We start from the raw sequence: 7,764 nt of genomic DNA, 5'->3' as shown, positions 1-7,764 counted from the left end.
CATCTGGGCGGACAGCTGGCGCTGAACGCCTACAGCGGCGTCTTCCGGTAGAAGCCGCCGGACGCGGCGCAGGACCATCGCCGTCGCTTCCGGGCCACGCCTGCAAAAGCGGCCCCGCTTGGCTATGGTCCTAGGTATGCGCATCGTACGCCTGATTAGCATCCTGGCGCTGGCCCTGCCGGTCCTGGCCGGCTGCGGCGTCAGCATCCCGGCCGATCCGGAAGGCACGCTCGAGCGGGTCACGGACGGCACGCTGCGCGTCGGGGTCTCCCCCAACCCGCCCTGGACCGAGATCCGGCCCGGCGCGGACCCGGGCGGCACCGAAAGCGAGCTGGTCCGTCAGTTCGCCGCCGCGCACAACGCCGAGGTCCAGTGGGATACCGGCGGCGAGGAGCCGCTGATCGGCAAACTCGAACGCGGCGAGCTGGACCTGGTCATCGGCGGGCTGACCAAGGAATCCCCCTGGTCGGAGAAGGCCGCCCTGACCCGGCCGTACACCGAGGCGACCAGCCCGCAGGGCAAGACGGAGAAGCACGTGCTGGCCGTGCGGATGGGCGAAAACGCCTTCCTGTTCGCACTCGAAAGGTTCCTGCTGGACCGGGAGGAGGCGCCGTGACCGCGCGATTCGGCCACACCGAGCTGCCGGAGAAACAGGAGCGGATCCTGCGCAAGGCCGTCCGCCTGGAGTGGATGACCATCGGTTTCCTCGCCGTCACCACCACCCTGGTGCTCCTGGTCATGGGCAACTCCCAGGCGATGAAGGCGGCCTGGATCGAGGACATGCTCTCCTTCGCCCCGCCGCTGGCCTTCCTGCTGGCCGTGCGGATTGCCGCCAGGCCCCCGACCGCCGGCTACCCCTACGGCTACCACCGGGCCACCGGGGTGGGGCATCTGGTGGCGGCGGTGGCACTGTGCACCATGGGCGGCTTCCTGCTCATCGATTCCGGCCTGGGCCTGCTCAAGGCCGAGCATCCGCCCATCGGCGCGGTCCAGCTCTTCGGCCAGAGCATCTGGCTGGGCTGGCTGATGATGGCCGTCATGGCCATCACGGCCGTCCCGCCGGTGCTCCTGGGCCGGGCCAAGATGAAACTGGCCCGGGAGCTGCACAACAAGGTGCTCTATGCCGACGCCGACATGAACAGGGCCGACTGGGTGACCGCCGTCGGCACCATCATCGGCGTGGCCGGCATCGGCATCGGGCTCTGGTGGGCCGACGCCGCGGCGGCGCTGTTCATTGCCACCGGCATCCTGCGCGACGGCTACCGGAACATGCGCGCGGCGATTACCGACCTGATGGATACCCGGGCGATGACCTACGACGACGCCGAACCGCATCCGCTGATCGGGCAGCTCGACGACCACCTGCGCAGCCTGCCCTGGGTGCAGGAGGCCGGTTCGCGGGTGCGCGACCAGGGCCATGTCTTCCACGTGGAGTCGTTCATCGTCCCACGCGGCGGGCAGGTGCCGTCCCTGGCCGTGCTCGAGCGGACCCGGGACGAGTGCCGTGGCCTGGACTGGAAGGTCCAGGACATCGTCCTGGTGCCCGTCGCCGAGCTGCCCGCCGAGATGGGAGGGGCCGGGCAGCGGCACCAGTCCGAAACGAACCGCTGACCGCCCGGCACCACTGCGCCAACGCCGCCCAGGGGGCGCCGCATCCGTGCGCAGGCGGATAGGCTGGACCGGACCGTCCCGGCAGGCACGAAGGAGAACCATGGCCGCCCCCGCCCTGACCCGCCGGCACACCGACGCGGCGTGGATCGCCGTCGTGCTCGCCGGCATCACCGCGGCCATGCATATCTGGAAACTGCCGGCGGCGATCCCGGTGATCCAGGCCGAACTGGGCATGTCCCTGGTGCAGGCCGGGGTGCTGCTGGGGCTGGTGCAGGTGGCGGGCATGGCCGGCGGGCTGGCCGTGTCCCTGTTCGCCGAGCTGCTCGGCGCCCGCCGCTGCCTGCTGAACGGGCTCGGGCTGCTCTTCGCCGGCTCGGTCATCGGCGGCTTCGCCCCCGGCGCGGCCGTGCTGATGGCTTCCCGCGCGCTGGAGGGCGCCGGCTTCCTGATGGCCACCGTGGTGGCCCCGGGGCTGATCCGGGCCAATACCCCGCTGCGGCGGGTCAACACCGCCGTCGGCTTCTGGAGCGCCTACCAGGGCTGCGCCACGTTCACCGGGCTGGTGGCCAGTGCGCTGGTGCTGCAGGTGGCCGGCTGGCAGACCTGGTGGTGGATCATGGCGGCCCTGACCCTGGTGCCGGTGCCGCTGGTGCTGCGGTTCGTGCCGCGGGATCCGTCCCATGACGACGCCGGCCTGGCCGCCGCGGCCCGGCGCATCGGGGTCACGGTCCGCTCGGCCAAGCCGTGGGTGGCCGGGGTGGTCTTCGGCTGCTACACCATCCAGTGGATGGCGGTGGTCGGGTTCCTGCCCACCATCTACGAGCACAACGGCGTGGCCGGGATCTGGCCGGGCATCCTCTCCGCGGTGGTCGGCGGGCTGAACGCCGTCGGCGCTATCGCCACCGCCCCGCTGCTGCAGCGCGGGGTGACGGCGCGCCGGCTGCTGATCCCCACCTTCATGCTCATGGGCACGACGTCGCTGCTCACCTTCGCGGTGGACTGGACCCAGGTGCCGGGCGGCAGCGGCATCCAGTTCGCCTGCGTCGCCGTGTTTTCGCTCGTCGGCGCCGTGATCCCCTCGACACTGACCCGGATGGCCGTGGACCTGGCCCCGCCCGGCGGCTCCGCCCCGGCGGCCATGGGCCTGATGCAGCAGATCTTTAACGCCGGCAACTTCACCGGCCCGGCCATCGTGGCCTGGCTGGCCACCGCCACCGGCGGCTGGCACGCCACCTGGTGGATGACCTGCGCCTTTGCCGCCCTGGGCGTCGGGCTGAGCCTGTACCTGAGCGAGAAGCGGCTGGGGCTCAGCTTCGGGCACCGCTGACCCGGAAGGCACGACGGCGGCGGCCTGGTGCCGCCGCCACCGTCCGTCCGCGGCCGGCGAAGTGGAAAAATCGCTCCATGGACAAGCGCATCCGAGACCTGCTGGTCCGGGCCGAGGAGGAGATGATCTTCATCGGCCCTGACCATCCCTCATACGAACTGCTGGCCGGGCTGGTCGCTTCCGTGCGGGACGCCTGGCAGGAAGGCTACGAGCAGGGCCGCAACGGCGGGGCCGGCACGAACCCGTACCGGTAGGCACTCCCTATAGGACCGGGACCGTCACTGGATACTGGTCTTGCCCAGCCGCCGTCTCGATCGTCAATGGCTGGTGCGCCCGCGGGCGGAGGCGAGCGCCGGGGACAGCATGCGGTCGGCCAGGATGCCGGTCACGACCGAGAAGACCGCCTTGTGCAGCACGTCCACCACCTTCTCCCTGACGGGCCAGGTGTGCGGCGGGGCACCGACGCCGGTGGCGTTCTCGACGGTCTGGTCGAATCCCAGGCGCACGATGGTGTGCCAGGCGTGGGCGTACGGGCCGCGGATGCCGGTGATCGCCCACACCCCGCGCAGGGCACCGAGGGCGGCGCCGGTGCTGTAGTGCATCAGGTGGTTCCAGACGAAGGGCTTGACGTCATCGCCGGGGTGCTGTCCGAGCAGGGTCAGCAGGGCACGGCCGGGCACATAGGAATTCGGGCGGCGGGTAATGGCCTGTTCGGCCTTCTCCCCTGCGGCCATCACCCCGGCACCGATGAGTCCGGCCACGGCACCGGTGCCGGCCGCCCGGGCGATGCTGCTGAGTCTGGATGTCCTGGTCATGGCTGCTCCTTCGGTTTCTATTCACTGTCTCCGGACACCGAGGAGCGGGCCACCGCTCCCCTGGCGACCAGGCCGAGCGCCTGCCGGCACCGGGCGGCAACATCCGCCGGCCCGGGTTCGGCCCGGGCCAGCTGGTCCAGCAGATCGGCGGCGCGCTTGGCCCAGTGCACGAAGTCGCCGGCCGCCAGCTCCGTGCCGGCGAGCGCCGCGGACAGGCCGGCTCCGCGCGCCCATCGGTACAGGGGGCCGGCCAGGCCGAAGCCGGGCTCGGCGGTGCCCGGAAGTGCGTATGTTTCCTCCAGGTGCAGCAGGCCGGCCCACTGGCCGAAGACGGTGTCGGCGGCTGCCTCAAGCGCGGAGGTGGGCATCTTCGGCCGGCCCGCCCCAGCGGCGTTCCGCGGCTGGTAGGCCAGTATCCCGGCCAGGGCCGCCAGCTCGGCAGGCTCCAGGTCCTCGAACGCCCCGTGGTCGAGGCCGAGGCAGAGAAGCAGGTCCCGCTCCCCGTGGATTGCGCGCAGCCGCTGCCCTCCGGCGGCCAGGACAGGTTCGTCCCTGTTGCCGGTCAGGTAGCCGTAACGGGTGAGGACGGCGCAGATGCCGTCAAAGGCCGCAACAAAGCCGGCCGCCGGGTCCTGGAACCTGGCGAACGAGCTCTCCAGCAGCCGCAGGGCTCCCGGCCGACCCCACCGGGCCAGCAGGTTCGCGGCCATGTTGTAGCCGGGCCGGAACCGGGACACCAGCGGATAGGTCCGCCGCGAGGCCAGGTGAGCCACGGCCGCCGGGTCGGTTCCCCGCTGCCAGCGGACGACGGCGTGCCCTTCGGTGTCAATGCCGCGCCGGCCCGCGCGTCCGGTCAGCTGCGTGTATTCCCCGGGCGTGAGCGCCACCCGGGTCAGGCCGTTGAACTTCTCCAGCCGGTCCAGCACCACGCTGCGGGCCGGCAGGTTCAGGCCCAGAGCCAGGGTTTCGGTGGCGAACACCGCCTTGACCAGTCCGGCGGCGAACAGCTGTTCCGCCGTTTCCTTGAAGGCCGGGAGCAGGCCCGCGTGGTGGGCGGCGAAGCCGCGGCGCAGGCCGTCGCGCCAGGTGCCGGCGCCAAAGGCCTCCAGGTCCTCGGCGGGCAGGTCCCGGACCGTGTCGTCGGCCTGCCGCAGGATCTCCCGCCGCTCCGCCGGTCCGGTCAGCCACAGCCCGGAGTCGATGCACTCCTGCAGGGCGGCTTCGCAGCCGGCGCGGGAAAAGATGAACGCGACCGCCGGCAGCAGCCCCTCACGGCCCAGGCGCTGGACCAGCTGCGGCCAGGCCCTGCCCGTGCCGCCGCGCCGGGCCGCCCACTCCCGCTCGAAGCGCCGGCTCCGGCCGCGCCCGGGTTCCCCGCCGTCCTCCCCGCCCCGCCGGCCCAGGGCCGCGGCGAGGGCCAGCAGTTCCGGGTTGACCTGGTGCCCGGCCGGGACCCCGCCCGGGCCGGAGGCGGCATCGAGTTCGTCAAAGGCAACCGGGCCGGCGAACAGGTCCAGGATCTCGTTGCCCACCATCACGTGCTGGTGCAGCGGCACCGGCCGGTGCTCGGAGACCACCACCGCAGTGTCCCCGCGGACTCCGGCCAGCCAGGCGCCGAATTGCTCGGCGTTGGACACGGTGGCGCTCAAGGCCGCCAGGCGGACCTGCCGCGGCAGTTGGAGGATCACTTCCTCCCAGACGGCGCCCCGCACCGGGTCGGCGAGGTAGTGCACCTCGTCCACGACCACCCAGCCCAGCCGATCCAGGGCCGGGGCATCGGTGTACAGCATGGTCCGGAGCACTTCGGTGGTCATCACCACGACGTCGGCCCCGGCATTAATGCCGGCGTCGCCGGTCAGCAGGCCCACCTTCTCCCGGCCATGGCTGCGCGCCAGATCGGCGAACTTCTGGTTGGCCAGGGCCTTGATGGGCACGGTGTAGAACGCCTTCCGGCCCTGCCGCAGGGCCAGGTAGACGGCGAACTCCCCCACCACCGTCTTCCCGGAGCCGGTGGGGGCGGCCACCAGCACGCTGCCACCCGCGTCCAGCGCGGAGCAGGCTTCGGCCTGGAAAGGGTCCAGGCCGAAGCCCAGCCCGTTCCGGAACTCGTCGAGCATGCCCGCGGCCCGCCCGGCCGCGGCATGCCGGCTCTCGGAGGACACCGTCCGGACCCTGCGCGGCCAGGCTACGGTTCGGCCCAACCGCCGCCTTCGGTGTAGGTGCCGACCACCCGCCCGCTGCCGCTTTCGGCGGAGTTCTCCGGGTCCTCGTACAGCAGCGCCTCGGTGGCCCGGCTGTGGCGGATGATTTCCTCCGCCTCCTTCCGGGCCTCCGCCAGCGTCGCCCCGGCGACGCCGGTCCGCGCCGGCAGCACGGGGGTATGGACGATCTCGGCGTCGGTTTCGCTCAACGGAACCGTGTAGCCCGGTTCGGCTTCGTTGACCGGAAACTCGAAGTCTTCGTCGTCGTCGCTGGCGGGGATGTTGTATTCGACGAAATAGCCCATGGGTACAGCCTTGCAGAAACCGCGGCAGGTGCAAGCCTGCCCGGCAGCCTGCGGCAGCCGCCGACCATTGTGCAATACCCGCCCGGTGCTATGCCTTGAGAGCGAACCGAGCGCCAGGACGGACGTTCCCAGGCCATGCAAGGAGAAGCCGTGACTGATCACGATGACGAGGCTTTGGCGCACTGGAGCCGCCGGGTCACGCAGGCCCTGCAGATCCTGGATTTCGAAGTGGACCAGCAGCTCGTGCGAACTGAGCGCCGCATCAGCACAGTCCGTCTCCCCCGCCGCCGCGCCGGTCACCGCTGCCATTCGATAAAAACCTATACACCCCCTTGCTTCCCCAGCGTGTCGCATGCCACAATTGAACGCGACGTTCAGAATATGAACGCTAGTCGGAGAGGACCCTGAGGGGCCCGTCATAAGGAAGGAAGCCGTCATGAGCAGCATGACCTTTTCACTCGTCCGCCCCTTCGGCCGCCGGGCGGTACGGGAGGCGGCTGGCCGGCAGGACGTGAACGTGCCTCTGGACTCCTGGCCGTATGGCGCTTCGGGACGGATCACGGCTCATCCTTGGGAAGGCTTGTCCTTGATTGAGACGGAAACGGAGCTGTCTTCGGAAAATTCCGGCCTCTCCGGCTAAGTCCGGTTCGGGTGTTCCGCCCGTCAGCATTCCAGAGGTGAAAAGAAAATATGCCCCATTGGCGCCAGAAGCCCCGGCCAAAACCGCCCAGGCCGGTCGCTGACATCCTGTGGGAACGCAACGAACGAAGGACCGCGGCCTTGAAGGCGTGCATCACGGAGATGAGCATCAGCCAGGGACCGGACGCGGTAACCCATACTCTGGTCGCCGAACGAGCCGGGCTTCCCCTCCAATATGTGCGCTGGAAATACCCCTCCCGTGAACACCTCATCGCCATCGCCGATGCCCAATCCGCTGATGCCCAAGCCCGCGGCACATCCCTCGGGAAGAAAAATCGAAGGAACCTCATGACAGGACGGAAACCCTGATGCGGCCCCAAATCCAACTTGGGGAGACCCCGGCACCCAGCCAGGTCCGGATATCGGATTGGAGTGTTCCCGCCCCGGCGGATTGCGACGAGAGCTGCCCGTTCTGCTCCAGCCCCGAAACGGACTGACCAGCCGCTACAGTCCCGCCACGCATCAAAATTTCCCTAACCGCCCACCCAGCCTGAAGAACAAGAAAGCCACAGCACATGACGCAGACCATCGCCAATCACCCGAACACCACAGAAGACGAAGGAGCAGCCGGGCGGAAGTCGGCCGGGCATGTGATTGTGGATTCGCTGATTGCCCACGGGGTGCAGCGGGCGTATGTGGTGCCGGGCGAGTCGTTCCTGGAGGTGCTGGACGGGCTGCACGGGTCGGACATTGAGACGGTGGTGTGCCGGCATGAGGGCGGGGCGGCGTACATGGCCGAGGCCGAGGGGAAGCTGCACCGGGCCCCCGGGATCGCGATGGTCACCCGCGGCCCCGGCGCGGCGAAT

The 7,764-nt window shown here is 70.3% G+C and carries 10 protein-coding genes; 7 read left to right on the top strand and 3 right to left on the bottom strand.

Annotated features, from left to right (window positions below):
* Positions 1 to 136 precede the first annotated feature (136 nt).
* The 4 genes from HGG74_RS18850 (at position 137) to HGG74_RS18835 (ending at position 3,192) form a co-directional block, all read left to right on the top strand.
* A complete protein-coding gene (locus HGG74_RS18850) occupies positions 137 to 616 on the top strand; it encodes a transporter substrate-binding domain-containing protein (protein WP_168488898.1) in 480 nt (159 codons plus the stop codon).
* Positions 613 to 1,611 (top strand): cation efflux transmembrane domain-containing protein, encoded by a 999-nt coding sequence (locus HGG74_RS18845; protein WP_312856910.1) that lies wholly within the window; start codon positions 613 to 615, stop codon positions 1,609 to 1,611. The genes HGG74_RS18850 and HGG74_RS18845 overlap by 4 nt, the downstream gene beginning before the upstream one ends.
* A gap of 100 nt (positions 1,612 to 1,711) precedes the next feature.
* A complete protein-coding gene (locus HGG74_RS18840; protein WP_168488896.1) occupies positions 1,712 to 2,938 on the top strand; it encodes an MFS transporter in 1,227 nt (408 codons plus the stop codon).
* A 77-nt stretch (positions 2,939 to 3,015) separates the two neighbouring features.
* Positions 3,016 to 3,192, top strand: coding sequence for a hypothetical protein (locus HGG74_RS18835; RefSeq protein WP_168488894.1), 177 nt, complete (start codon positions 3,016 to 3,018; stop codon positions 3,190 to 3,192).
* Between the two features lie 63 nt (positions 3,193 to 3,255).
* Here the strand turns inward: HGG74_RS18835 and HGG74_RS18830 are convergent, their stop codons facing one another.
* From HGG74_RS18830 to HGG74_RS21760, 3 genes are all read right to left on the bottom strand, one after another.
* Positions 3,256 to 3,753 (bottom strand): hypothetical protein, encoded by a 498-nt coding sequence (locus tag HGG74_RS18830; protein WP_168488892.1) that lies wholly within the window; start codon positions 3,751 to 3,753, stop codon positions 3,256 to 3,258.
* A gap of 17 nt (positions 3,754 to 3,770) precedes the next feature.
* The gene (locus HGG74_RS18825; RefSeq protein WP_168488907.1) at positions 3,771 to 5,870 is read right to left on the bottom strand and encodes a DEAD/DEAH box helicase; all 2,100 of its coding nucleotides are present in this window, start codon (positions 5,868 to 5,870) and stop codon (positions 3,771 to 3,773) included.
* Between the two features lie 68 nt (positions 5,871 to 5,938).
* Positions 5,939 to 6,568: a hypothetical protein gene (locus HGG74_RS21760; RefSeq protein ID WP_168488890.1), complete on the bottom strand. Its 630-nt coding sequence runs from the start codon at positions 6,566 to 6,568 to the stop codon at positions 5,939 to 5,941.
* A gap of 127 nt (positions 6,569 to 6,695) precedes the next feature.
* On the opposite strand from HGG74_RS21760, the gene HGG74_RS18815 reads away from it, so the two are divergent.
* The 3 genes from HGG74_RS18815 to HGG74_RS21755 form a co-directional block, all read left to right on the top strand.
* Complete coding sequence (locus tag HGG74_RS18815) at positions 6,696 to 6,899, top strand: hypothetical protein (RefSeq protein ID WP_168488888.1); 204 nt, start codon at positions 6,696 to 6,698, stop codon at positions 6,897 to 6,899.
* Between the two features lie 161 nt (positions 6,900 to 7,060).
* Positions 7,061 to 7,267 carry a hypothetical protein gene (locus tag HGG74_RS21245; RefSeq protein ID WP_205762179.1) on the top strand — a complete coding sequence of 69 codons (207 nt, stop codon included), beginning with the start codon at positions 7,061 to 7,063 and terminating at the stop codon, positions 7,265 to 7,267.
* A gap of 206 nt (positions 7,268 to 7,473) precedes the next feature.
* Positions 7,474 to 7,764, top strand: a 291-nt coding sequence (locus HGG74_RS21755; protein ID WP_246263059.1) for a thiamine pyrophosphate-binding protein, incomplete at its 3' end; no start/stop codon positions are given.

Source organism: Arthrobacter mobilis (assembly GCF_012395835.1).
In the GTDB taxonomy this organism is placed as follows: domain Bacteria; phylum Actinomycetota; class Actinomycetes; order Actinomycetales; family Micrococcaceae; genus Crystallibacter; species Crystallibacter mobilis.
The sequence above is the reverse complement of the archived record's forward strand: the minus strand, read 5'-3'. Positions and strand labels throughout refer to the sequence as shown.

Coding starts and splice junctions, on each gene's coding strand:
- HGG74_RS18850 (WP_168488898.1), top strand. CDS start 137: ATGCGCATCGTACGCCTGATTAGCATCCTGGCGCTGGCCCTGCCGGTC.
- HGG74_RS18840 (WP_168488896.1), top strand. CDS start 1,712: ATGGCCGCCCCCGCCCTGACCCGCCGGCACACCGACGCGGCGTGGATC.
- HGG74_RS18835 (WP_168488894.1), top strand. CDS start 3,016: ATGGACAAGCGCATCCGAGACCTGCTGGTCCGGGCCGAGGAGGAGATG.
- HGG74_RS18830 (WP_168488892.1), bottom strand. CDS start 3,753: ATGACCAGGACATCCAGACTCAGCAGCATCGCCCGGGCGGCCGGCACC.
- HGG74_RS18825 (WP_168488907.1), bottom strand. CDS start 5,870: ATGCTCGACGAGTTCCGGAACGGGCTGGGCTTCGGCCTGGACCCTTTC.
- HGG74_RS21760 (WP_168488890.1), bottom strand. CDS start 6,568: ATGGCAGCGGTGACCGGCGCGGCGGCGGGGGAGACGGACTGTGCTGAT.
- HGG74_RS18815 (WP_168488888.1), top strand. CDS start 6,696: ATGAGCAGCATGACCTTTTCACTCGTCCGCCCCTTCGGCCGCCGGGCG.
- HGG74_RS21245 (WP_205762179.1), top strand. CDS start 7,061: ATGAGCATCAGCCAGGGACCGGACGCGGTAACCCATACTCTGGTCGCC.